This is a genomic window from Asticcacaulis benevestitus DSM 16100 = ATCC BAA-896 (genome assembly GCF_000376105.1).
Taxonomy (GTDB): domain Bacteria; phylum Pseudomonadota; class Alphaproteobacteria; order Caulobacterales; family Caulobacteraceae; genus Asticcacaulis; species Asticcacaulis benevestitus.
In genome coordinates this window covers 42,830-66,102 of record NZ_AQWM01000019.1, presented here as the reverse complement: position 1 = coordinate 66,102, position 23,273 = coordinate 42,830, and the positions used below count along the sequence as shown (strand labels likewise).

Sequence of the window (23,273 nt, the reverse complement as noted above, 5' to 3'; positions counted from 1 at the left end):
TATTGCGAAATAATATTTGCACTTTACCAAGCGCGTCACTGATTTCAAGGCGACGCAGATATGAATATTTGCTAAATATCACCTTCACTTACTTGACTTCTATTTATAAAATACATTTAGAAATTTTATTGTTGAAATCAATTTTTAGTCGCACCCAATTCAAATTCAACCCCATTAACCTTGACGCAATCATTGGCGCGCAATGATGCAATCCATTGCATAACGCGACCGTCTCGCTGCGCACCTCCCCTGCCAATGGAAACACATATATTGAAAACGCAGAAAATATCGCTCGCCGCCATCATCGACACGGTTGCGACGCACGATTTGAAATCGGAGCTGTTAATCCCTTACCGGGCCGGCACGGCTCTGAGCCTTGACGCCTCCGCTGTCGAACGGATTGGCACGCCTGGTTTGCAACTTCTGCGCTCGGCTGCCAACAGCTTCGAAGGGGCGGGCTTCGCCTTTACCATAACCGCCCCCTCTCACGCTTTTCTTAGCGCTCTTAAAGATGCCGCGCTTGACGGCGCAAACACCGTTCGTACAGATGCAGGAACTCTCTAATGGCCAAACGCGTACTTGCCGTAGATGACTCAAAGACCATGCGTGACATGGTCAATTTTACCCTCAAAAATGCAGGCTATGAAGTCATCGAGGCTGAAGACGGTCTCAAGGCCCTGGCGCTGGCCAAAGCACAAAGTGTCGATGTCATCCTCACTGATATCAACATGCCTAATATGGACGGCATTTCTCTTGTCAAAGAGCTGAGGGCGCAGCCCCAATATCGTTCGACCCCCATACTCATTCTGACAACCGAAGGTGGCGACGACAAAAAAGCCGCCGGTCGTGCGGCCGGAGCTACGGGTTGGATTGTCAAGCCTTTTTCACCGGACAAGCTGATCGCCGTTATTAACAAAGTCTGTCCTTAAGCCTCTCCAGTAAAAAAGCCCAAATATGTCGAACGCGGCCTCAACCTCATCGGACTATTCCCAGTTCCGCCAAACCTTTTTCGCAGAAAGTGCGGAAATGCTTGCCGATATGGAGTCGAAGCTTGAGCGTTTGACAGCCCACGGCCTTGACCGCGAGGAACTGGACGCGGTGTTTCGCTGCGTGCATTCGATCAAGGCAGGCGCAGGCATGTTCAACTATGCGCGTCTGGTTGACTTTGCGCATGGGTTCGAGGCCTTACTAGATCGCATGCGCGATGGGCGCATGCAAATTGACACAACTGTCGCAAACCTGATCATCAGGGCGGCCGATGTCCTTTCTGAACTGGTTAGCGCAGCCCAGTCGGAACGTGCAGTCCCAACCGATGTGGGCGTTGCCGTCAGCGAGGAACTGAGCCATCTATTAAGCCTTGGCCTGAGCACGTCAGGTCTGGAATCCGGTTCTGATGGCCCAGAGACTCCACCGTTAAGGCGTGTCGAGATTCGGTTTTCGCCGCGTCCGGGCCTTCTGCGCCATGCCAATGAGCCCCTGCTTGTGATCCGTGAACTGGGTGGCTTGGGCGAGATGACGACGGTTTGCGACACATCGCGTTTGCCGGGCCTTGAAACGATCGATGTCGAAGAGACCTATTTTGCTTGGACCTTTGAACTGACGACGGAAGCCAGCGATTCGACCATAGGCGAGGTGTTCGAATTTGTCGCTGATGACGCGGAGATCAGCTTAACGACGCTCGAAACATTTTCATCTGAACCCGATGACATGGCAGAGGATGAAGCGTTCGGTCTTTGGTTAGAGCCGTCGGAGGTTCCTTCGGCAACGGTCGAAGTCTCCGCAACCCAACTGGACGCAGGCTCACAACCCCTGCACCCACTCGCTCCAATGCCCACCAAAAGCGCCAGCCTGTCCAGCATTCGCGTTGATCTTTTCCGCGTCGACCGACTGGTTAATATGGTCGGCGAGTTGGTGATTTCGCAAGCCATGTTGCGTCAAGAGTTGTCGCAACTGACACACAAAACCATTGACGGCCTTGAAGCGCTCGACACACTGACACGCGACCTGCAGGACTGCGTCATGGCCATACGCATGCAGCCGGTACGATCTGTCTTTGCGCGTATGCCGCGCCTGGTCCGCGAAGTGGCCTCAAAGCTCGGCAAACACGTGCGGCTCACAATGATCGGCGAACAGACCGAGCTCGACAAGACTGTCATTGAAGAGCTAGCCGACCCCTTGACGCACATGATCCGCAACAGTGTTGATCATGGCATCGAAATGCCTGACACTCGCCTGGCAAAGGGTAAGTCTGCCGAAGGCTCCATCACCTTGTCAGCGGCCCATGTCGGCAGCAATATTCTCATCCACCTTGAAGACGACGGCGCCGGACTTAATCGCGAGCGCCTCTATAATAAGGCAGTCGAGAAGGGCGTTATTGCCGAGGGCACAAAGCTAAGCGACGAGGAGATCGTCGATCTGATTTTTGCGCCGGGGTTTTCAACGGCTGCTTTCGTATCAGACGTTTCCGGGCGTGGCGTGGGTATGGACGTCGTGCGTCGCAATATAATGAAAATCGGCGGACGTATTCAGGTCTCGTCGGTTGAGGGCAAAGGCACACGTTTCACCCTGATCATCCCGCTGACGCTTGCCGTGCTGGATGGCATGCTGATCTCGGTGGGGGCTGAAAAATACATCCTCCCCCTCACCTCGATTATCGAAAGCTTCAGGCCTTTGCCCAGTCAGATTCGGGTGCTGGCTGGTGGTGGGCGTGTGGCCCATATACGCGGAGATTACGTTCGACTGATCGCGCTGAATCGCTTGTTCGACGTGGACTCAGCTATCGATGACCCGACCAAAGGCCTCATCGTACTGACAGAAACGGCCGATGGCACCCGGATTGGCATCGTCGTCGACGAATTGATCGGTCAGCAACAGGTGGTCATCAAGTCCCTTCAGCAAAACTACACGCCGGTCCTCGGCATTTCTGGGGCGACAATCCTTGGTGACGGGAACGTCGCCCTAATTCTCGACATAGAACAGCTTGGCGAAATCAAGGAGCAAAATGCATGAACGACGTCACGCAGAACTACGAAGAAACACTCAACACCATCAAGCGAGGCGGAAGCGATAGCCACCTGATGCAGTTCATAAGCTTTCGAGTGGGAACCGAGGACTATGCTGTCGACATACTGGCGGTCCGCGAAATCAAGGGCTGGACGCGCACGACCGTATTGCCGAACCAGCCTGACTATGTACGCGGGGTCCTCAACCTGCGCGGCGCCATTGTGCCGGTATTCGATCTGAAGTGCCGGTTTGGCCAAGGCGAGACCGAGGCCACCGAAAAACACGTCGTCATCATCGTCTCGATCGCGGAACGCCTGATCGGCCTTCTGGTGGATCAGGTGTCCGATATTTTGAGTGTTCAACCCGACTCGGTAGGGCCCGTTCCCGAAATGGAGCCCGGGCGTGCCCAAGCCTTTCTCGAAGGCATCATAACCGTCAACGACTCTATGATCGTCCTGCTCTCACTCAACAGCCTTTTCGACTCTGTCATCCTGGCGGGCACAGAGCCCGCAGAACAAAACGCTGCCTAAGGCAGGAAGGAAAAACCGATGCTTTCGCTTAATAACATCAAACTTCGCGGCAAGCTGGCACTAATCGTTGTCGCTCTATTCGTCCCAATTGCCATATTAGCGGGCCTGTTCATAGAGGCGAACCTTAAGGACATACAGTTCTCGAGCAAGGAACGCGACGGTGCCAACTATTTCAAGGCGGTTTGGACGGCAAAGGGGGCAATGGTCACCGCAAGTTTGGTCAAGGCCGAACCAAGCCGATTTATCTCTGAACCGGTTGACCTTGAAGGCTTTGCAACAAAATATGACAAGTCAATGGCAACGCAGGCAGACTATGGTGCGGCTAAGGCCGCGCTGTCGAGCGTCGGCTTTCCTAATCAGGCATTAAACGATAGCGGGGCCGCCACTGACGCCGTTGCCAAGCTAAGCACACTAATGGCGAAAGTGGCCGAAGGCTCAAACCTGCTGCTCGATCCCGATTTTAAGACCTACTATTTGATCGACGCCATTACCGTTAAGCTGCCCGCACTGGGCGATCATATGTTCAATGTCACAGACCGTATTGGCGACTATTCGAGACGCGCAACCCCTCTGTCGTTTGAAGAGCAGGTAGAGCTTTACGGTAAAATAAACGAAATCAAAAGCCAGCTTTACGCCGCGCAGGACTCGTTGAACTCGGCCTATTCCAATGACCACACAGGCGCCGTCAAAACCCATATGGCGTCCACACAACAGACATTTAATCAGGATATCGGCAGTTTCATTACCGCCGCGAGCAAGGCCACTGATGCTTTGCGGGCAAACCAAAGTGTAGACGTGACCGATCTCTCCGCCCAGGCAGTTAAGGCCCTTAAGGCAAATCGTGGAATGGCCTATGGCGTCCTGGATGAGCTTCACCTGCTTTTACAGGCCCGTATTTCAAACCTAACAGCGAACCTTTGGGTCATGCTCGGCGTGGCTGGCCTCATTACGCTCATGGCACTGGCGCTGGCAGCCTATCTCGTAATGGAAATCTCGGGCACGCTTGGCAATATCGTCCGCGTGATGAAACGTCTTACCGAAAATGACTTCACTGTGGTTCTTCCCAGTTCGCAACGGCGCGACGAAATTGGCGAAATGGTCAGTTGCGTTGAGGTTTTCAAAGCCAATGCTGAGGAGCAAATAGGTGTTGTAACCACAGATCTCAAAGGACAGATAGCTGCCATCTCGAAAGCACAGGCCATTATTGAGTTCGACATGACAGGTAAAATTCTAACCGCCAATGAAAACTTCCTGACCGCTATTGGATACAGTCTTGATGACATCAAGGGCCAGCATCATTCAATGTTTGTCGACCCAGATTATCGCAACAGCACCGATTACCGGCTCTTCTGGGAACGTCTCGGTCGCGGCGAATATGATGCGGGGCAGTATAAGCGCATCGCCCGCGGTGGGCGGGAAATTTGGCTCCAAGCCAGCTATAATCCCATCATGGACATGAATGGCAAGCCCTTCAAGGTCGTGAAATACGCTACCAATATCACCGAAGCCAAGATTCAGGCCGCCGATTTCTCAGGTCAGCTCCAGGCGATTTCAAAGGCGCAAGCCGTTATCGAATTCGATCTGACTGGTAAAATTCTCACCGCCAACGACAACTTCTTGGCCGCCATCGGATACAGCCTTGATGAAGTCAAGGGCCAGCATCATTCGATGTTTGTCGATCCAGAATATCGCAACAGCACCGACTATCGTCTGTTCTGGGAGCGCCTTGGTCGTGGCGAATATGACGCCGGCCAGTATAAACGTATCGCCCGGGGCGGGCGCGAACTTTGGCTACAGGCCAGTTATAATCCAATCATGGATATGAATGGCAAGCCGTTTAAGGTCGTAAAGTATGCCACAGATGTCAGCATTCAGGTTGCGGCAGCCAGAGCCCTTGAAGACGCGGTCGCACAATCAAAGAGCGTTATTGATCACGCTAAGACCAATGATCTTACGCATCGCGTCGATATATCCGGAAAGTCCGGTGAAATTGCGATCATGTGTGAAGGTATCAATGAACTGCTAGATTCGACGTCTTCCATTATCAGCGATGTGACCGAAGCCAGTTCGAACATCAAATTGGCCACGGCAGAGATTAGCGCAGGGACAAATGATCTGTCTCAGCGAACTGAACAACAGGCCTCAAATCTTCAAGAGACCGCAGCGTCTATGGAGCAGATCGCTTCAACCATCCGTCAAAACGCCGATAATGCGCAGGAGGCCAGCAAACTGGCGGGCAATGCGTCTAAGGTTGCCACGTCTGGCGGGAAGGTCGTTGCCCAGGCTGTCGAGGCCATGTCGCGGATCGAAACCTCCTCGCAGAAGATCTCAGACATTATCGGTGTGATTGATGAGATTGCATTCCAGACTAATCTTCTCGCACTCAATGCCGCTGTCGAAGCCGCACGTGCCGGCGATGCGGGTAAGGGCTTCGCGGTCGTTGCCGCCGAGGTACGTTCACTCGCTCAACGCTCCTCGGGTGCCGCAAAGGACATCAAGACCCTTATTGCAGCCTCGGGTTCGGAAGTGAAGGAGGGCGTGAAGCTCGTCAATGACGCCGGCGGTGCCTTGAGCGAAATTGTGGGCTCGATCCAGCAGGTCGCCACAATCATCTCGGAAATCGCCGCAGCCTCCAAGGAACAGTCCGTTGGTGTTGAGGAGATTAATACGGCCGTATCGCAGATGGATGAGATGACGCAGCAAAATTCGGCCCTTGTCGAAGAAAATGCTGCCTCATCGAGGATGCTACAGGATCAGGCCGAAAGCATGCACCAGCGCATGGCTTCATTTCGCGTCTTAGGTGCGCCACCCCAGGCCGCGATCGCTCCGCGCAGCCTGAAACCTACAACGCCCATCCCAGCCAAACCGCAACCTCGGCCACAAGTGGCACAAATGCGCAAAGTCGCTAATGGAAGTGCTCATCGTCTTCAGGACGACTTGCGCTCAGCCATTGAAAGCGACGCGGACTGGGCGGAATTTTAGACCGAAGCTGAACATAGCGGTCGTTCGGGAACCCTGGGCGGCCGCCGTATAATTTTTGACCAACCTAGTAAAATGAGAAGTGTAAATGACGGTCGCGCGTAAACCAGACCTGTCCGATAGCGACCTGGGTGAGTTTGTCTTCACCAATGCGGATTTCCAGACCATCGCTGAACTCGTGCATCGGCACGCGGGCATTGTACTGGGACCGAGCAAACGGTCGATGGTCTATTCCCGACTCTCCCGCCGGCTTCGTGAGCTGAATTTGAAGCGATTTGACGACTATTGTCGATTGTTACAAGCCCCGGAAGGGGCCAATGAATTCCTGGCCTTCAGCAATGCAATGACAACCAACCTGACACGCTTCTTCCGGGAGAAGCACCATTTCGATTTTTTGCAGGGCACGATTATCCCGAAAATAAAGCAATCCGCAGACGAACGGCGCCTAAGAATCTGGTCGGCGGGATGTTCCTCAGGCGAAGAGCCCTACTCCATCGCCATGACCCTATTGGAGCACTTTCCCGAACTTTCACGTTGGGACGCTCGTATCCTTGCTACCGATCTGGACACGAATATGCTCTCGCACGGATCTAAAGGGCTTTACGCCCATGACGCACTTGGCGATGTGCCAAAACCCTATCATGAGCGCTATTTCACCGCGACATCCGCCGGCCTCGTAGCCAAGGAGGGCATGCGCAAGCTCATCGCCTTTAAGTCCCTCAACTTGCTGGAAAAGTGGCCCATCAAGGGTCCATTCGACGTCATATTCTGTCGCAACGTGATGATATATTTCGACAACCCCACCAAAAACGATTTGGTCAGGCGTTACGCCAAACTGCTCCGGGTGGGTGGCTGGCTGGTAGTCGGGCACTCTGAAACCCTACTTGACCAACAGAGCCTGTTCAAATCGTGCGGGCGCACCATCTATCAAAAGGTGGGGGCTTGATACCATGGGACGCCCTGTCGATGTTGATCACCAGCGCCACCTCGCCCGCACGCGTATAACGGATACCCGTCTGGGAGAGCATAATGTTCGCGTCCAGCCAGGCGAATATTTCGTCAGTGGTGATCAGGCGACCGTGATCATCACGGTGCTGGGAAGTTGTGTCGCGGCCTGCATTCGAAACCCGCTTACGGGTTTTGGCGGGATGAATCATTTCATGCTGCCCGAAAGCGTGGACGGGGAATGGGGCGGCGTCTCATCTCAGATGCGCTACGGCAACCACGCCATGGAAAACCTCATTAATGAGATTCTCAAAACGGGCTGTCGGCGCGATGACCTCGAGATCAAGTTGTTTGGTGGCGCCAACATGTACACGGGCGGCAGTGCTGTAGGCACTCAAAATGCCCGTTTCGCCGAGACCTACCTTAAAAATGAAGGCCTCAAACTCGAGGTGTCGGACCTGGGCGGGGGCCATGGTCGGCGCATTCATTATTGGCCGTCCACCGGCAAGGTTAAGCGACTGTTGCTTAACCAGAGCCAGGAGACGTCCGTTACACGGTCAGAATTCAGCTATCGCTCGCAACTGGTTGCTCAAGCGGTTGAAGGCGATATCGAGATGTTTGAGTGAAAAGGTGACGCGCCATGATCAGACCTGAATATACCCGTCCCATTAAAGTGCTCGTCGTCGACGATTCCGCCCTGATGCGACAGATGCTAACCACTGTGCTTTCAAGTGACCCTGGCATTGTCGTCGTTGATACGGCTTCGGACCCATTAATCGCACGCGATAAGATCAAGCGGTGCGCTCCGGATGTTATTACACTTGATATCGAAATGCCCCGCATGAACGGCTTAGAGTTCCTGCGCAGGATCATGACACTGCATCCAATGCCGGTAATTATGATCTCCTCCCTGACCCAGGCTGGTACCGACGTCACCTTAAAGGCGCTAGAAATGGGCGCTGTCGATTTTATCGGAAAACCCTTGGGCTTTATTACCGACGGCATGGAGGCGATGCGCGACGACATTATCGCCAAGGTCAAGGCTGCCGCCTTAAGCCGCGTCAGGGTCAGACAGGCGCCTAATCCTCCGAAATCCATTCCCCTTCCTGCGGCCTCTTTCAGCGGCCGCGTCATCGCCATCGGGGCTTCAACGGGCGGAATACCGGCGATTGCCTCAATCCTTCAGGACATGCCGAGCAATGCGCCCCCTATTGTCATCACCCAACATTTGCCTGAGATCTTCACCGCACGGTTTGCTGAGCGGCTGAACACTCAATGCGCAATTTCAGTTACTGAAGCTCAAGATGGCGAACCTTTGCTGATGGGCCACGCCTATATTGCCCCCGGCGGCCAAATGATGCGTCTGGCTAAGGCCCGGCAAGGCGTCGTAATAAACATTACTCAAGAGCCAAAGGTTAACGGCTTCTGTCCTTCGGTGGATGTCATGTTTGACTCAGTGGCCGAGACATTTGGACCAAGGGCTGTAGGTGCTCTGCTTACCGGTATGGGCCAGGACGGTGCAAGAGGTCTGATGCGCATGTGTCAGGCCGGAGCGGTAACCATCGGGCAGGATGCGGAAAGCTGCGTCGTTTATGGCATGCCACGCGCGGCCTATGAAATGGGCGCAGTCACCCATCAACTGCCCCTATCACGTATTCCGTCGATGTTACTTACATTGTGCACCAAACCTTCGAACGCTGGAGATATTTGTCATGTCCTTACTTAAGGCGACGGCGTCTTTTCGACGCTCCGCATACGAGGTGGAACAACCCTCTGTGGTGCCAAGTCTGGTCACCGATAGCGAGGTTTGTGAGGATGGTGAGGATGGTGAGTCCGCTGCACTACCTTCGGCTGATCACCTGACCTCAGCACATCAATACCTCTGTGATGTCCTGGGCCTCAACGACGTACAGGCCAAGATTCTTGACGTGGTTATCCATGAAATCGAGGATGTACGTAACGACATCGACTCCAATTTCAGTGAACTTTCCTCACGCTTTACCCGGCTAGCCCAGGTCTCGCATGATCAAACGAGCATGGTGCGTCAGATGGCCGGTAGTGTAGAGGCGATTTCTTTGGGCGACAAGTCTGTAGCGATCGAGGACGTCGTTGCCTCTATGGGCGGAGCCTTATCGGAGTTCGTTGAAAAAATTGTCTTCATGTCGTCGCGCAGTGTCAGCATGGTTTACACCCTGAATGACGTCTTGGTCGAAATTTCCAAAGTTGAGCAAAGCATTAAGTCGATTGACAACATTAATGCGCAAACAAATTACTTGGCCATCAACGCTAAAATTGAAGCGGCCCATGCTGGCGAGGCTGGTGCGGGTTTCGGAGTTGTGGCCGACGAGGTGCGCGAACTGGCAAAGAACGTCAATACCCTTTCCCATGATCTCAAAACGCGCATTGGTTCGATTTCCCAAGGCCTGCACAAGGGCTATGCACTGGTGAGAGAAATCGCAGAAGTTGATACGTCCGGTCAGAACCTAAGCGTACACAACTCCATAAACCAGATGATGCGCGCGCTTGTTGATCAAAGCGTAAGTATCAGAACTATGCTTGAGGCCAATGCAGAGGCCACGCAAACCATTAGTCGGGATATATCCGATGCCGTCGTTCGGATGCAGTTTCAGGACCGGGCAACACAAAGACTGGATAGCTCGATCAAAGGCCTTGGGACAATCGTGGAGGCATTGCGAGAGGTGGATAGGACGACACACGACGCCCTCGACCTATGCCATGGCCAGACCTTCGCCACCAAACTACGCGATTCAGTTCTAACCCAGTGCACACTTGGCAGCGTCCAGCATAAGCTCAGAGTGTCCTTGGATCGCGGTGGATCCGATCAAGTTCTGGATTTTGTGGATATAAAAGCCAAGCTTACAGAAAGCGATGACGACATAGAAATGTTCTGAAATCGCTAGGCTCAGACGTGATTTAAGTTGATTTTACCAATAATTCTAAAAGTTATTTAGGTTAATCTGTCATGTGCAATTCGAATGCACATCCGGTTGACTTAAAATGAAACTTTTTAAGTAGAAAGCAGACCGAAATGCGCCTTGAATATAGGCATGACCACGGCGTCTTTAGCGCCAAAATTTCCGACAAGCTAACTTTTTCGGACAATGGCCTGTTTCGAAAATTGCTGGGAGATATCCAGGCGTCCAAGGCCAAAAGTTGCGTACTTGACCTTTTGGAGCTGGATGTGATCGATTCCTCGGGCTTAGGTATGCTTATGATCGCCCACGATGAATCAAAGAAAAACGCCTACTCGCTGACATTAATCAATGCCAAAGGGCCGGTGCGTCAACTGCTGCAAATCTCAAAACTTGATTGTTTGATGAATGTGGTGTGACAACGCCTCTCGCGACTGCGACCATCGAAACGGCCGGTCAGTTTGTGTCATTTCTAAAGATGGCCTTGTCTGTTGTCTTCAGGACATTGATCCCTATTCGGGTATCCTTCCTGACGATGCGCTCATAGCGGCAAGTCAAGCGCGTTATAAGCTTGACCTCAACACCAGATTTATATCACAGCCTCCGATGAGTGGCGATCTTTGGGGATTATTGCCGATAGACGACGCCCGTCTAGGAATTTTCTGCGCTGATGTTTGCGGGCATGGCAATGCTGTTGCACCTCACACGCGTCTTGTTCACACTTTACTGCATTTGCAGCCGCAAAATCTCTCACGCCCTGATCAAGTTTTAGGCCAGCTCAACAGGCATCTTTACGCTCTATTTCCCAGGGGGAGATTTGCAGCCATGTTTTATGGTGTCATTGATTTTGCTCACGACCAGCTTGACTATGCTTGCTCAACTTTCATGCCACCACTTTACCGAAGTGACCTCACAGCCGATTTCAGTTGCCTTAACGGGGAAGGTTTTCCGCTTGGCTTTCTGCCAGAGGCCAAATATGAATTGCGAAGCTGTCGTTTTGCTGCCGGAGCCGGGCTAGTCATTTATTCGGACGCCTTAGTCGAAACGCCCTTGCCGCCACACGCGATATTTACGCCAAATACCCTTTGCAATTTAGCGAACGAAAGCTTGTCGGGTATGTCCGCTTATGACGTTAATTCAAACTTGATCGGACGCCTCAACTTAAATCAGAACGCTCTCCACGATGATCTGACACTGATCACCGTTTTTCGCAAAGGATAAAACGAAAGCGATAAGCCAATGGTTTGCCCATGGAGCAAAGCGCTCAGGCTGTTTCGCGAACGACCAATTCTGGATCCAAAACAATCGAAGCTGTCTGCTCACCTTCAATACGCCTTAGAAGTAAATCCACCATGATCTGTGCAGCATCCTTCAAGGGCTGACGGACCGTCGTCAGTGGTGGCGTCAAGTGTCTTGCCATAGCCACATCGTCAAAACCCACAAAAGCGCAGTCGTCGGGCACGGAGCCTCCGTGCTTGGTGAAAGCGATCTTGGCGCCGTGAGCGACAACATCGGATGCGGCGAATATGGCATCAAACTTTGCTGAAGATTCTAAAAGCGTCTGCATGCTGACAACGGCACTATCATGTGAAAAACCGCAATCAACATGTCGAGGTTTCAGCTTAGCCCTTTTCATGGCCCGACAATATCCTTCATACCGATTGTCAATCTCCGGCACCCCGAGCGACCCCATAAAAACGATATGTCTTCGGCCGGTCTCTATCAGGTGAGATGTGGCTAATTCTCCCCCCAAGACATTGTCGACGCCAACGGAACAGTAGCTTTGGCGGGGACGCTTTTGTCCCCATACGACAACAGGCAAGGAGCGCGCAGCCATCTCATCCATAAGGTCGTGCATGTCATTTTGCGCGAGCAATAATACGCCGTCGACACGGTTAGAGCGCACGAGATCATTGAGCCAACCTGGATGCGATGCATCGACTTTGGTCAGGAGGATATCGTAGCCTTGATCAAAAACAGCTTGGGAAACAACGTCAGTCATTTCCAATAGGAAAGGATCGGCAATCTTCTGACCGGTTTGTGCGCCTGCCGGCAAGACAATACTTATCGTACGTGTGGTTTGCAGCCTTAGCATACGGGCGGCCTGATTGACCACGTAACCGTTAGCCTTGGCAATCGCTTCGATCTTTTCACGCATTATTTGAGGAATGAGAGAGCTTCCTGCCAACGATCGCGAAACGGTTGAGACCGAGACACCGGCAAGCTCGGCGATGTCTGCCATTTTCAACCGGCGCACTTTGACGACACGCTTTCCGGCATTGGAATTGTCGGTATCGATCTGGCTACCCTTTCTAAGGCTTGGATGCAGGCTCGTGACACAATTGGCTACAGTTCTGGAATAGGCAGATTTACACCTCGTATCAAGAGGCTAAAGAAAAGGAGCTTTCTGAAGCTACACGGCCCGCCCTTGCTACAACACGCAACACCATTGCGCTGTGTGTCGTCAGAGAAATCGGGACAATTGCACTACTGGGCTTTGCAGATCGAACGCTCTGTCTTTGTCTGCTTATATTACAAAACGCGTGCTTGGTTATTGGCCATTGTAGATCGGCATATTGAGTGCGTGCGCATCCACTGCATCACGAACATCTTTGCCAAGTGGCAGGTTATTTTTCTCCGCGGTCCAGACCTGCTTGAACCTGTCGACAGTCTCGCGTGTTACATCCAGTACAAGCTTTTCCGGCAACCTTGCCTTAGCGGCCAGGTGGGCTAGCTCATCCATTGTGACGTCGGCCATCTTTTTAGTGCGGGAGTATTTCAACGCCGCACTATCGTCCTGGATATAAGGGATCGTTGAAAGGAAGTCGTAGGCCGGCGCAAGAATGGGCGTTCGGCCGTCTGGATAGATAATCGACCAATTTTTGAGGTGCATGTCGGCGTTGCCGATCAAGGTGTTGAAAACCAAACGACGGATGAACTCTGCGATGTCGGCTCTGCCGGTTTCGATGCTTATAACACTGCCAATATTCTTATAGCTCGCGCCCTCGTATTTTTCGTCCGGAAACTTCCCGAAGATCTGTGCAAAGTCTTCCGTGTGAATAGGGCCATCAGGTGTACGATCAAAACGCTTAACTGCCATGGCAGGGCCGTTGAGTTGTCCAATACCTTCTGGAAGGCCTACAATGCTGTCCAGGCTGATAAGGTCGAGTTCCGGCACATCCATTCCCATCAAACGTGCGACCGTCATCATGGAGAACTCGTTTTCTGGAACGCCCGCAAACTGCTGGGATGGCAGCTTAACTATCCACGACCCACCCGTGCCCTCGAGAGGAATAGTCAGCCCCCCGGCCTTACCTCCGTTTTGAAAAGCGGAAAATTTTAGCTGCACGCCGGCGAGTGAGAAGCGCAATGCATTCCGTCGAGCATGATCGGGTAAGTCGTCATGCCCCGGCGGCAGTGCTTCGCCCTCACCGGGATGAACGGAGAGTGCCCCCGGCAGGTCGCGGCCCAGCATCCACAAGAGAAAGAACTCTTGCTTTTCGTTGACGCCGGCACGTGTTGCTAAATGTCGCCTAAGAGGCCCCTCGGGCAGTAGGTTAGAAAAGAATGCAGGGAGCTTCGTTTGAACAGGTCGAAAACGCGTGAGCAATTGGCCGTGATCATCTTTGAACGAGAGGCTTAACGTCGGGCGGTCTACCTCATCGATGTAGTCTTGGCTGAACGCAAAAAGCGTTCGATCGCCAGGAACATTGGTGAGAGTACCAATTGACCGGTCATGAAGGCGGACGTCTAAGATCGAGACGTCAGGCATCGTCGTCCTCATCTAAGCTGTAAGCCGAGCGGGGTTCTGCGGCTTCGCCGCGCGCCACCCGATTTCTAAGCTGCTGCAGCCTCCGAACGGCGTCCTTGACGATCTCGTTTGATTGGGGACTCGCTTGATGGGTATTCAGAGTATCTATGACGTCAACGATCGTATCGATTTCGTCGGGACGCAGCGAGACACGTTTCAGGAACTGGAGATATTCGGCCATTCGATCAAGTTCGACCGATGGCCCATATAGGTGCTTCTGCTTGATCACGAGGCGCTCTCCGCGTGATATTTTCTGCAGTGCTGCGCCGCCTGTCTCGGGCGATAGTCCACGACGCGTTGGCCCAGTGTCAATCAGGCTGTTGACCGCTGGCATAAGGCGCTTGGGGATCAATACCAGCTCCATGTCGAGGGCCCTACCGATGTCTACCACAGTCGCCAGACCGGGGTTCAGCTTGCCGCTTTCTATTTGGGAGATGTGCGCCTGGGTTATGCCAGACTGCGCACTTAGGTCACGCTGACTTAGGCCCGCACGATCTCGTGCTTGCTTAATTTTTGACGCCAGGTCTTCGGTCTTATAGGTCATGATATATGATCGCATATCGCTTAGTGATAAGATATCTAATCATATATCACTTAACGCCAACATAACCAAGAGGCGATACCATATCCTTATCAATCAACTCATTCGATAAGAATTATGCATCAGGCGACTTCAGAGTATCGCTCCGGTCATGCCAGCGCCTGCACCACTCGAAATAGCTAAGGTCACGCAATTAGTGCAGCTTAGAGGCCTACGTTAAATAGGGGACGTCGCCAAAGCGATGCCGAAAAGTATGGCAAAATAATGCAAGGCGGCACCGATCAGAACATGCGCATGCCAGATAGCGCGTCGATATATGAGACGTTTATTGGCATAGAAGATTGTCCCCACCGAATAGGCGACCCCGCCGCAAACCAGCAGGACTAGCGCTTTCATTGGTACGCTCCGCATTAACGGCTGCACGGCGATGACAACAAGCCACCCCAGCAACAGGTAAAAGCCGATCCAATACATTTTGCCGAGATCGGGCATAAAGAGCTTTCCGAGCACGCCAAACGTGGCAAGCGCCCAGACGGCGACGGTCATTCCGGTTGCCCAATTGCCCGTGAGGGCTTGGGTCGTGAAAGGCGTATAGCTTGCGGCTATCATCACGAAGACACCAGCGTGGTCCAGCCGTCTCAAAAATGGCTGATGTTTCGACGGCGCAAAATTGTAAGCTGTTGAAAATGAGAACATCGCGATGAGGCCAAGGCTGTAAACAGCAATCGCTATCAATTTGCCTCCATCGGCTCTCTGCATTATCGCAGTCGTCAACCCTACGGCTGCCCCCACTGCAGCAAAGACGAGCCCAATCATATGCACGATGAAATCACAGCTGCGAGAAGCCGAGGTTGGATAATGGAGAGTTTCGTTCTTCACCATGATGTCGTCCCAAAACTAGGCTGACGCCTTTGCAAAGACAAATACGAAGTGGCCTGGGAAATTAACCGGTTTACGTAAACGTAAACCGGCCAAACTGTAAAGAGTTGCGTTATGGAAATTTGAATTCATGAGATTTTGTTGGTCAGACGTAGGCCAGACTCCGATTAACTGTAGCACACAACTGTACATCTCTTGGCGTTGGCCTCAGCCCTGTGTGGCGGGGCTTGATAGCAGAATCGTCCGGAGTACAGTTTTTTTGAACGCGCAAATCAGCGCCAGTCTGCACTTCGTAAATCCAGGCAAGGTGACCTCCACCTGGAAACGACTATAGACCTTCTTGACCAGGTTAATGGCCGCGACATCGCGCTTTTCCATGATACTGGCGCGCCCGGATCTGCTGTTTTTTGATCCGTCGGTCGATGATAGTGTGATGGCATTTCTGTGCGGAGCCGCTTGTGCACCGCCCGAAAAGCAAGCGTGCAAGTAGAACAGCCGGCTTATAATATGACAGCCTCTATAAATATACGCACTAAGTCTATAAAATTCATATCCAAAGCGAATATTTAGAAAAAATCATTTGATGTGTAGATATGGCGGTATGTTTTATTTTTTTAGTCAAATGAAATTAATTATGTACTGTATAAGGATTCGATATAGGTTCTTATTTATACCATTACGACGATTGAATACATACGGCGCGAAATTTATGTAGCTCGATTATGATGCCCCATTGTACCTTTACATATTTTTCAGTCATACAAGACGTGAAACCGCGCAAAAGCCGCGCCCCACGCCAGAGTACTTTTCATGAAAACACCGTCTGTAGCTGCGAATCCCGGAAGCAGCGTTCTGGTTGTTGATGACGAAACGGCCCTACGCTTCCCCATTTCAGAACTTCTTAGAGACGCCGGCGTCATTGTTGTCGAGGCGGGTAACGCGGATGAAGCCTTGGCGTATTTATGGGCAGATCGTACAATCGGCGTCGTGTTCTCCGATGTTCGTATGCCTGGGAGCATGGATGGAATAGGGCTCGCCGAGGTCATAGAGACGAATTTTACGGATGTAAGGGTCATTCTGACGTCCGGAAATGTGCCCTCTCAGATCGATCCCTTCAGGCAAATTATCGCCAAGCCTTATGATCTGGATGAGGTGTTAGCTCAAATATTGGATACACTCGGCTTAAGGACAAGTTTTGAACACAGGCCGTCAGCCATATGACGAACCTGTGAGGCAGAGTTCCATGATAAGGGCAACTCGTCACAAGACTATGACGCGAAAGGTATTTGACGTGGGCGTGAGACTTTCAGACTTCATTCGGTCCAACCTTGACGGCATCATTGCTGAATGGGAAAATTTTGCCCGCAGCCTGAACCCCGGATCAAGTATGACGACCCTGCAGCTCAAGGATCATATCGAGCAGATATTGTCATTTATTGCCAGGGATCTCGAAGCGCCGCAGTCTGCATCAGAACAATTTGATAAATCGCGTGGACTGGCTGATTCTTTGCCAGCGGCTGATACGGCAGCAGAAACGCACGGGATTTTACGCCATGACGACGGTTACGATATCATGGAAATGGTGTCGGAGTACCGCGCCCTGCGCGCCAGCATCATCAAGCTATGGACTGAGAAAAACAAAAATCTTTCGGATGAGGATGTGATCGATCTGACCCGATTTAACGAGTCGATCGACCAGGCGCTAGCCGAGTCGGTTGTTAAATTCGCTCAAAAAGTCGATCAGTCCAAGGACTTGATTCTAGGCGTGCTCGGCCACGATATCCGCAGTCCATTGGCGACCATCCATATGTCGGCGGAAATTTTGAAACGGACCAGCAATCCAGACGAACGCCACATGACGCTCCTTACCCAGATAGAGAGCAGCACGGCGCGTGTTCGCAGCATCGTGACGGATCTGCTCGATCTCGCCAAGGCGCGCCTGGGCACAGGTATTCCCCTTATTCGCGCGCCTATGTCCTTGTCCGACCTGTGCGTCAGCATTGTCGAGGAAATGCGTGTTCAGCATCCGGACCGGCCCATCGTTCTCCAGGTTGAGGACGATGTCAGAGGTGACTGGGACGCCACGCGGCTTGGACAGGTCCTTTCCAATCTTCTAAGCAATGCCATGCAGTATGGACTTGCCGGCTCCACCGTCAAGTTCACGCTCGCGCAGTCGGCCAAGACTGTCCTGGTGTCAGTGCACAATAATGGCGATGCCATCCCTCCCACGCATCTCGAAAGCATCTTTGAATCCTTCACCCGTGCGCCTGGTCGGGGCGATCCCCTTACAGGCGAGTCTCAAAATCTGGGTTTAGGGCTTTTCATATCGCGTGAAATCGTCAATGCGCATGGCGGCAGCATCAATGCCACCTCCACCCAGGCTGACGGCACGACCTTTTCAATTCGTTTGCCGAAGACAAAAGTTTCCAGTGGTTTCCCATTAAATGCGCAACGATTTTCTATTGGCGAATAATTCGAAGGAACCTGAATTGATAGAGGTGAATTTCAGTCAGAAGCTGCACTGAGGAACGTCAGGGTATTACAAGTACCGAACCCTCTATTAAATATCGAGGCGGTCTCGGATTAGCCGCCTTCGGCAATTTCGCTCAGGATGTCCCGAAGCCTATCGAAGGGCGTAGGTTTGACGAGGTTGCGCTTCCAACACAGTGGCGATGTTTCTTGAGCCTGACGAGCAAGTTTTACGTTCACCGTGCGCTACTTCCTCATTTCAGTATCTCTCGGTCCCACTGATTGTTATCCCCTTGGCTCCCTTGCCATGAGCCTTTGTAAATCTCGTCAGATTAAATATTTCCCGATCGGTAAAATATTGCTTGCAACTGAACGAAGGCTACATATATTTACCGATCGGTAAATATATGCTCATATATGTCTAATTTGGATCGAAAATTCCTGAGCGGGAAAGTTTTATGGCCGAAGTTCTGACAATTGCTGACTTGGGTCGGCTCATTCGCGACGCCCGTAAACGCCAAGGCCTTCGTCAAGACGAACTCGCGGGCGCGGCGAACGTAGGTTTGCGGTTCGTTGTCGAACTCGAAAACGGAAAGCCTACTGCACAAATTGGCAAGGCATTGACCGTGCTCAAAACGCTTGGCTTGGTCCTGCGTCTCGATGATCCGACCGACACGACGGATATCGTACAATGAAAGCGGCGCTTACCGTTTGGTGGGGGGATAGGATTGCCGGCGATTTTCTCCTCGACGACAATGGTGACATCGGTTTTGCTTACAGTGCAGACTGGGTAAATGATCAGACCTGTTTACCGATATCCGCCTGGTTGCCAAAACAGGTCGAGCCGTTCGGCAGGGCCAAGACGCGCCCATTTTTTGCCGGGCTTCTGCCTGAAGCTGACATGCTTGATCGGGTGGCAAAAAACCTGGGAATCAGCAAGACCAATGATTTCAAACTTTTACAAGAACTTGGCGGCGACGTCGCTGGGGCACTGACGCTCTGGGCAAAAGGGCAGACGCCGCCTATTTATGACGGCGACATTGCCACGACACCGCTTACCGACGACGAACTGGCAAACCTTCTTGACGATCTGCCGAAGAGACCTCTTATGGCAGGCAAGACGAAAGTCAGGCTCTCACTGGCTGGCGCTCAAACAAAGGTGCCAGTTGTACTGGTTGACGGTCGCATTGCCTTACCGGCCCAAGGTCAGCCGACGACACATATCTTGAAACCGCCGATGGCGAACTACCCTGCATCGACGGAAAACGAGGCGTTCGCAATGACCTTGGCTGGAGCTGTAGGCCTGGACGTCGCACCAGCCGTTCCCGGCCTCGTAAACGGCCGACCCTATCTCCTTGTCACACGCTATGACCGGCGCCGCGAAGCCGACGGAAGCTATACACGGCTGCACCAGGAAGATTTTTGCCAGGCCTTAGGAAAAAACCCGGAACGCAAATACGCAGCCGAAGGCGGGCCGACTTTTAAAATGAGCTTTGACCTCCTCCGCCAAGCAACTACCCGCCCCGCGATCGAAACACTAAAATTCCTGGACGCGGCCCTGTTTAACCTCATCATCGGCAACGCGGATGCGCACGGCAAGAACTTCAGTCTCCTGTACGAAGGCGGGCGGACGCGCTTAGCGCCGCTATATGATCTGCTCTGCACGGTCGCCTATCCTGACGTTCAGAGCCGACTCGCTATGCAATTTGTCGACGCCTCTAATCTCGATCGTTTCACGTCCAAGCGGTGGGAACGTTTTGCCATCTGGGTTCAGGTTGGTGCGCCTCACCTGCGTCGGCGTCTTCTTCAGCTTGGGCAACTGGTGCTGCGGCATTCAGACGCCGTGGCGGAAGCACTGGCCGCCGACGGTTTCGACGCCGGCGCTTCACGCGGCTATGCTGCGATTGTAAAAAGACGCAGTGAGGTCCTGCTTAACCAGGTCTGACCATACCCCGTGCGGCGAGCCCGGAGGCTAGGTTATCCCTTTTCCCCCGTCGCGCGACTCATGCTATCCGGAGCTCAGTGATGAGTTGGAGGCTGGGAAATGACAGAGTCTGTTTCTAGGATTGTCGAGGGTCTGCGCGACGCCGGATTTAATATCAACCCCGTGCGCGCTTCGGCGCTTTGGCAAGTCGACGGCCGAGGACCGATGAGCACGGCGCAGCTGATCGACTTGGCGTCAAAGCTCCAAATATCCCAGAGCCGCACCCACTAATTTTAGTTAGGCTGGCGACTGGGTTGAATCGATGAAATCGATTAAAGCGGCGACTGTCTCCTCGGTCATTGCCGCTCCGGATTCGAACCTTAAAAGCAGCACGTCGAAATAGACGTTGAGGGCCTCAAGCTTTTCTTCCAGGTCAGGCAGACGCATGAGATCAAAGAGCTCTGCCCTTACCCCCTCCATGTCGATTTCCTCATGCATCCAGCACCATAGGGCGGCACTGATCCATTGATCCAAATCGAGCTCTGGCACTCTCATACGTCACTCTCCGTATGGAGAACCTAGATAGGTTCGCGCCAAGCTCAATCGGAATCGTCCGCCGCCTAAGCTTATTTCCTGGGACGGCCGGCGAAGCGCTTGTCACTCTGTAAGAACGCGTCGAGCATATAGGGGATCAGGTCTACGATCTGCTCTGTTGTTCCATAGGTCACCTGATAGAGCTCAGCATAGTCCTTTAGTGCCTGCTGTAACTCGGAGCCGACGGTGATCGTCAGTTTGACCGGCGTGCGATCTGGTAATCGAGGCAACTTCAGTTCGGCCATGACGACATCATGGGTTCATAGGGTTTGAGGATGATGTCTTTATGGACGATGATGCGAAATGGCCAGCCGGGTCGCACCTTGATCGTCGGCTGCACAGACAATTGCTTTTGTACAATCTGTTGCCCCGCCTGATTTCCGTTCTGTCGGGTAGCCTCCCGCAGGGCTTTGACCAGATCGCTATCGTCGCTGTCGCCGACCTGGCCCATCACACCTAACAGAGTGGATAGGCCGATTCCTTTCACCAGAGACCAGGTGTGGAAGTCGACACTATCGGCCAAACCGGCATAGCCTTCCAAGTCAGTTGCCGGCAGATTGTCGATTTCCAGGGACGTGCCGTTAGGCAGGATCATGCGCTTCCAGACGACGAGCGCGCGGGATTGTCCGAACGCTACTTCGCTGTCGTATTCACCAATCAGACGTGTGCCCTGGGGCGCCAACAAGATTCTTCCCGAAACGGTATCGAACGCCGGCTCGGACAACTGGGCAATCACCATTCCCGGCACATCAGAATTCAGGCCGGTGACGAGACTGGCGGATAAGACCGTGCCGGCCATGATCTGATATGGCGATGCCGGTGTCTGCAATGTATGCGGATTGTAGATGCTTCCCGTCGATGCTGTCTTCAGAAAGCCGACCTTGCCCCCTTCCGCGTGAAGGTCACTCTGATCGCGGTGTTGCGCGTCACGCAATGCCGCCGCGACGGCAAGGCCGGTATCCCCCACAGATGCAAAGGCCGCCGGCGCGGCACCCGTCGTCTTTTGGCTCACCTGGAAGAACACACCCTTGTCGGTCGTCTGGCCGTCACCATAGGTCGGCTTGACGCCCCGACTTTGCTGGGCTTCCAGCATAGGCTTGCCAAGAGTGTCATACTGATCGAATTCCATCCGATCCAGGGTCTTCACCCCATACTGTTGTCGTTCGACAAATTCCCGATGCCGCAACTGGAACTGGCTAAAAAAGAGGTCGGCGTTTCTGGAAATGTCTCTGTAAGATATCACCTTAAGCATCGCATAAACTCCTTGTACGGAGCATTCAGGACACCAGAACGAATTAAGGTTGTATATCACCCAAAAGGGTGAACTAGAGATCGATTAAGCCATATTTTAGGGCTTGCGCGATGGCGGCGCCGCGGTTCGTCACGCCGAGCTTGATGAAGATTCGCCTGAAATGCGATTTGATCGTGTCCCGGGCGATGCCCAGTACAATCGCCGTTTCTGCGTCTGTGCGGCCAATCGCGGCACGGATTAGGACCTCGCACTCGCGTTCCGACAGCTTGGCCCCATAGTAAACATTCTCCAGGCTGCCGCAGATTCGATAGTAGACGGTGTAAAAATGGTCGCACAAGGCCGACAAGACTTCGAGACTGACGGTTGGTCCGATGTGCCGGACTGAGGAGGCCAGCGCTATGCCAGCGATTTGCATGCGCGGACCACGTAACGGGATGCCCACGCCGTTATAAAGACCGGCTGCCTCACCCTCGCGCATGAAGTGAATCTGGAACTGGGTTAGATCCTCTTCGCGCTCGATGTCCCGCCAGCGGAAGGGTGGTGCCATGCCGACCGCCCGTCGGTACACGGGATCAATCTTAACAAACCCTCGCTCCACATAATAGGCCCGCCAGATCACCGGGTAGGTATTGATCAAGCCAAAGCCCAGATCGTCTTCGGAGAGCGCACTGTCGCGTCTGACCGAGAAGTTGACGCGATCGTAGCCGTAGGCGGCAACCACCTCGACAAAGAAGGCGAAGAGATGCGCCTTCGTCCGAATGATTTTTGTCGCCTCTACAAATTCTTCAAATGTCAGCCGTCCGGGCATCCCTTCGCTCTCGCATTTCGCCTGTCACCAGACCCCAACGAAAGGACACATGCTCACTCAACTCAACCCATCCGGCAACCATAAAAATAATGTCGGGAAAATAGCAGGTCGTGTAAAGTTAAAAGCGCTTAGAAAGGGCATTGGAATTCGGGAGCTGAGGGGTTGCTGATCATCGTCTTTGCAAGTGTCGGTGACATCAACACCGTTTGTCGCCGACTCGCTTCTGGCCAAAAAGCCAATTGGCGGTCGATGCGTATGGGATACACCTCAACCCTTATTTCGAACACGGCGTCGCAACCCTTGGGCTGCCTCGTGTAGGAGAATGATCCGATCGAAACCTTGCCGATCATCCCCATCAATCCGGCTTCTTCATAGGCTTCACGCGCGGCGGCGTCAGGATCCGCCAGGCCATCCATCGGTCAACCCTTGGGTATGATCCATTGGCGTGTGCCGCGAGATGTCACTAGAAGAATCTCAAGCTCGCCGGGTCGGCGTTTTGCGGTAAGGCATTGCGCCTACCTGTCGGTATGGTTTCCAAGGCCAAGCGCGGCAATATGCAGCAGGTCCGGGCTACGTGTTCGCCAGAAGTCGATCGCTCGCTGGAT

Annotated in this window: 24 protein-coding genes; 15 read left to right on the top strand and 9 right to left on the bottom strand. The window is 53.0% G+C overall.

Translation table 11 applies throughout. The features are described 5' to 3' along the window. Positions 1-270 precede the first annotated feature (270 nt). The 11 genes from B060_RS24925 to B060_RS26215 all read left to right on the top strand — a co-directional run bounded on the left by B060_RS24925 (position 271) and on the right by B060_RS26215 (position 11,611). Positions 271-564: an STAS domain-containing protein gene (locus B060_RS24925; RefSeq protein ID WP_157405662.1), complete on the top strand. Its 294-nt coding sequence runs from the start codon at positions 271-273 to the stop codon at positions 562-564. Continuing rightward, positions 564-929: a response regulator gene (locus B060_RS0116250; protein ID WP_018082863.1), complete on the top strand. Its 366-nt coding sequence runs from the start codon at positions 564-566 to the stop codon at positions 927-929. The genes B060_RS24925 and B060_RS0116250 overlap by 1 nt, the downstream gene beginning before the upstream one ends. Positions 930-954: 25 nt before the next feature. Further along, positions 955-3,009, top strand: a complete 2,055-nt coding sequence (locus B060_RS0116245) for a chemotaxis protein CheA (RefSeq protein ID WP_018082862.1) — start codon at positions 955-957, stop codon at positions 3,007-3,009. Then, on the top strand, positions 3,006-3,533 hold the full coding sequence (locus B060_RS24920) for a chemotaxis protein CheW (protein WP_018082861.1): 528 nt from the start codon (positions 3,006-3,008) through the stop codon (positions 3,531-3,533). Before B060_RS0116245 ends, B060_RS24920 begins: the two co-directional genes overlap by 4 nt. A gap of 18 nt (positions 3,534-3,551) precedes the next feature. Beyond that, positions 3,552-6,515, top strand: a complete 2,964-nt coding sequence (locus B060_RS24915) for a methyl-accepting chemotaxis protein (protein WP_018082860.1) — start codon at positions 3,552-3,554, stop codon at positions 6,513-6,515. A gap of 85 nt (positions 6,516-6,600) precedes the next feature. Beyond that, complete coding sequence (locus tag B060_RS0116230) at positions 6,601-7,458, top strand: CheR family methyltransferase (protein ID WP_018082859.1); 858 nt, start codon at positions 6,601-6,603, stop codon at positions 7,456-7,458. Between the two features lie 4 nt (positions 7,459-7,462). Continuing rightward, on the top strand, positions 7,463-8,083 hold the full coding sequence (locus tag B060_RS0116225) for a hypothetical protein (RefSeq protein WP_018082858.1): 621 nt from the start codon (positions 7,463-7,465) through the stop codon (positions 8,081-8,083). 14 nt (positions 8,084-8,097) lie between these two features. Further along, positions 8,098-9,183 carry a protein-glutamate methylesterase/protein-glutamine glutaminase gene (locus tag B060_RS0116220; RefSeq protein ID WP_018082857.1) on the top strand — a complete coding sequence of 362 codons (1,086 nt, stop codon included), beginning with the start codon at positions 8,098-8,100 and terminating at the stop codon, positions 9,181-9,183. Beyond that, entirely contained in the window at positions 9,170-10,369 is a 1,200-nt protein-coding gene (locus B060_RS24910) for a methyl-accepting chemotaxis protein (RefSeq protein WP_018082856.1), read from the top strand. Before B060_RS0116220 ends, B060_RS24910 begins: the two co-directional genes overlap by 14 nt. Positions 10,370-10,506: 137 nt before the next feature. Beyond that, on the top strand, positions 10,507-10,809 hold the full coding sequence (locus B060_RS0116210) for an STAS domain-containing protein (protein ID WP_018082855.1): 303 nt from the start codon (positions 10,507-10,509) through the stop codon (positions 10,807-10,809). A gap of 187 nt (positions 10,810-10,996) precedes the next feature. After that, positions 10,997-11,611 carry a PP2C family protein-serine/threonine phosphatase gene (locus tag B060_RS26215; protein WP_157405661.1) on the top strand — a complete coding sequence of 205 codons (615 nt, stop codon included), beginning with the start codon at positions 10,997-10,999 and terminating at the stop codon, positions 11,609-11,611. A 43-nt stretch (positions 11,612-11,654) separates the two neighbouring features. Here the strand turns inward: B060_RS26215 and B060_RS0116200 are convergent, their stop codons facing one another. The 4 genes from B060_RS0116200 to trhA form a co-directional block, all read right to left on the bottom strand. Further along, the gene (locus B060_RS0116200) at positions 11,655-12,632 is read right to left on the bottom strand and encodes a LacI family DNA-binding transcriptional regulator (RefSeq protein ID WP_018082853.1); all 978 of its coding nucleotides are present in this window, start codon (positions 12,630-12,632) and stop codon (positions 11,655-11,657) included. A 309-nt stretch (positions 12,633-12,941) separates the two neighbouring features. Next, a complete protein-coding gene (locus B060_RS0116195; protein ID WP_018082852.1) occupies positions 12,942-14,162 on the bottom strand; it encodes a type II toxin-antitoxin system HipA family toxin in 1,221 nt (406 codons plus the stop codon). Then, the gene (locus B060_RS0116190) at positions 14,155-14,745 is read right to left on the bottom strand and encodes a helix-turn-helix domain-containing protein (protein ID WP_018082851.1); all 591 of its coding nucleotides are present in this window, start codon (positions 14,743-14,745) and stop codon (positions 14,155-14,157) included. Before B060_RS0116190 ends, B060_RS0116195 begins: the two co-directional genes overlap by 8 nt. 213 nt (positions 14,746-14,958) lie before the next feature. Then, positions 14,959-15,624 carry a PAQR family membrane homeostasis protein TrhA gene (trhA, locus tag B060_RS0116185; protein WP_018082850.1) on the bottom strand — a complete coding sequence of 222 codons (666 nt, stop codon included), beginning with the start codon at positions 15,622-15,624 and terminating at the stop codon, positions 14,959-14,961. 807 nt (positions 15,625-16,431) lie between these two features. Here trhA and B060_RS0116175 point away from each other — a divergent pair. The 4 genes from B060_RS0116175 (at position 16,432) to B060_RS0116160 (ending at position 20,035) form a co-directional block, all read left to right on the top strand. After that, on the top strand, positions 16,432-16,842 hold the full coding sequence (locus B060_RS0116175; protein ID WP_018082848.1) for a response regulator: 411 nt from the start codon (positions 16,432-16,434) through the stop codon (positions 16,840-16,842). Between the two features lie 70 nt (positions 16,843-16,912). After that, positions 16,913-18,094 carry a sensor histidine kinase gene (locus tag B060_RS24900; RefSeq protein WP_236621569.1) on the top strand — a complete coding sequence of 394 codons (1,182 nt, stop codon included), beginning with the start codon at positions 16,913-16,915 and terminating at the stop codon, positions 18,092-18,094. A 454-nt stretch (positions 18,095-18,548) separates the two neighbouring features. Then, entirely contained in the window at positions 18,549-18,785 is a 237-nt protein-coding gene (locus B060_RS0116165) for a type II toxin-antitoxin system Y4mF family antitoxin (protein WP_018082846.1), read from the top strand. After that, positions 18,782-20,035 (top strand): type II toxin-antitoxin system HipA family toxin, encoded by a 1,254-nt coding sequence (locus B060_RS0116160; protein ID WP_018082845.1) that lies wholly within the window; start codon positions 18,782-18,784, stop codon positions 20,033-20,035. The genes B060_RS0116165 and B060_RS0116160 overlap by 4 nt, the downstream gene beginning before the upstream one ends. Positions 20,036-20,311: 276 nt before the next feature. Here the strand turns inward: B060_RS0116160 and B060_RS0116150 are convergent, their stop codons facing one another. From B060_RS0116150 to B060_RS24890, 5 genes are all read right to left on the bottom strand, one after another. Further along, positions 20,312-20,569 carry a hypothetical protein gene (locus tag B060_RS0116150; protein ID WP_018082843.1) on the bottom strand — a complete coding sequence of 86 codons (258 nt, stop codon included), beginning with the start codon at positions 20,567-20,569 and terminating at the stop codon, positions 20,312-20,314. Between the two features lie 71 nt (positions 20,570-20,640). Continuing rightward, positions 20,641-20,853 (bottom strand): DUF2274 domain-containing protein, encoded by a 213-nt coding sequence (locus B060_RS0116145; protein ID WP_018082842.1) that lies wholly within the window; start codon positions 20,851-20,853, stop codon positions 20,641-20,643. Beyond that, positions 20,841-21,860 (bottom strand): TraB/TrbI/VirB10 family type IV secretion system protein, encoded by a 1,020-nt coding sequence (locus tag B060_RS24895; RefSeq protein WP_081606894.1) that lies wholly within the window; start codon positions 21,858-21,860, stop codon positions 20,841-20,843. The genes B060_RS0116145 and B060_RS24895 overlap by 13 nt, the downstream gene beginning before the upstream one ends. A gap of 73 nt (positions 21,861-21,933) precedes the next feature. Next, complete coding sequence (locus tag B060_RS0116135) at positions 21,934-22,668, bottom strand: helix-turn-helix transcriptional regulator (RefSeq protein WP_018082840.1); 735 nt, start codon at positions 22,666-22,668, stop codon at positions 21,934-21,936. A 128-nt stretch (positions 22,669-22,796) separates the two neighbouring features. After that, on the bottom strand, positions 22,797-23,084 hold the full coding sequence (locus tag B060_RS24890) for an NUDIX hydrolase (RefSeq protein ID WP_018082839.1): 288 nt from the start codon (positions 23,082-23,084) through the stop codon (positions 22,797-22,799). Between the last annotated feature and the right edge of the window lie 189 nt (positions 23,085-23,273).